This window comes from uncultured Campylobacter sp. (genome assembly GCF_938018145.1).
Taxonomy (GTDB): domain Bacteria; phylum Campylobacterota; class Campylobacteria; order Campylobacterales; family Campylobacteraceae; genus Campylobacter_A.
Map to the genome: position 1 here is coordinate 1 of NZ_CALIII010000328.1, position 1,514 is coordinate 1,514.

At 48.5% G+C, this 1,514-nt stretch carries 2 protein-coding genes and 1 pseudogene; all 3 read right to left on the reverse strand.

The features are described 5' to 3' along the window. On the reverse strand, positions 1-404 hold a 404-nt coding region (locus tag Q0338_RS07605), incomplete at its 3' end, for a chemotaxis protein CheX (protein ID WP_298086227.1). A 65-nt stretch (positions 405-469) separates the two neighbouring features. Further along, positions 470-1,219 carry a tryptophan synthase subunit alpha gene (gene trpA, locus Q0338_RS07610; protein ID WP_298086228.1) on the reverse strand — a complete coding sequence of 250 codons (750 nt, stop codon included), beginning with the start codon at positions 1,217-1,219 and terminating at the stop codon, positions 470-472. Further along, positions 1,212-1,514, reverse strand: a pseudogene (locus tag Q0338_RS07615) (tryptophan synthase subunit beta); the annotation flags it as partial. The pseudogene Q0338_RS07615 and the gene trpA, both read right to left, overlap by 8 nt.

Genomic DNA, 1,514 nt, shown 5'->3' on the forward strand with positions numbered 1-1,514 from the left:
TTGTACCCTACTTGAAATGTTCTATTTTTGATTTTATAGACGCGTTTGTCGTCTAGTTTGACGTGAAAGCTCGTCCTACCTAGATACTCGGGAGTGCCTAGTTTATAAGCGTTTGCTTCGCGTTCGTTGAGTAGATTTTTAGCGTAGCCGATCGTGAGATTGGCTACCTCTTTGCAGATGTCGCTTAGCTCGTCTTCGGCTAGTTTATCGACGCCAAGAAGCACGCTAGCAAAGCGATTTAGCGTATCTTTTTTAAAATAAAGATAAAAGTGAAACTCCTCTTTGCCCTTAAATATCGGTAAGCTCGAGCCGTAAAATTCGCCTTCCGCGCCCTTTGCGCTCTCTACTTTGTAGCCCAGAGTATCTTCGCACAGATGCTTGATCCCAAGCTCCGCAACGTCCATCATCGCGCCGTCCTTTAAACGAAATTTTTTGATTATACTTAAATTTAACGCAAACGCGGCTAAATTTAAAAAAGTTTATTGATTTGCTTTATCAGCTCTTCGCCCTCAAATTTGGCCGTGAGCTTTACTATCTCGGTGCCGATTATCGCGCCGTCGGCGTAGGTTTTCACCTCGTCGGCGTCGTTTTTGTTTTTCACGCCAAAGCCTACCGCGACAGGCAGATCGCTTCTTTTTTTTAGATCCTCTACGAGCGCTTTTAGCCTCTCCTCGCTGGCTCGCTGCGAGCCGCTCACGCCGATAGCGCCCAGAGCATAGACAAATCCTGAGCCGAATTTTAAAATTTTATCCGCGCGGTTTTGCGAAGTGACGCTGATTAGCGGGATAAGATCAAGATCAAATTTAGCGCATAGCCCCGCTACCTCCTCGCTCTCCTCAAACGGTAGATCTGGGATGATGAAGCCCGCGATACCGACATCTTTTGAGCGGGCGATAAAATTCTCTACGCCGTAGGCAAACACGATGTTAAAATACACGAGAAAAACGACGGGTTTATTTATCTTGCCTTTGCACTCTTCTAGCATGGAAAATATCGCGCCCGTATTTACGCCCTTTGCAGCTGTTTCAAAACTAGCTTGCGCGATGAGTTTGCCGTCTGCGAGCGGATCGGAGTATGGGATGCCAAGCTCTAGTAGATCCAGGCAACTGCCGTCTAAATTTAGTAAAAATTCTTTCGTCGCTTTGGCGCTAGGATATCCCGCCACGACGTAGCCGATGTTTGCTTTTTTGCCTGCGAACGCGTCTTTTACCTTAGCCATAAATTTTTCCTTTCTCGTAGCTCATCACGGTGTTTATGTCCTTGTCGCCGCGTCCCGAGACGTTTACGACGATGACGCTTTTTTTCGTCAAATTTGGGCAGAGCTTTTCTAGATACGCTAGCGCGTGCGAGCTCTCGATCGCCGGGATGATGCCCTCTAGGCGGCTGGTTAGATATAGCGCGTTTATGCACTCGTCGTCGGTGACGCCGTAGTAGGCGGCTCGTTTGCTCTCGTGCAGGTGCGCGTGCTCTGGGCCCCCTCCCGGATAGTCGAGTCCCGCCGAGATACTATGCAC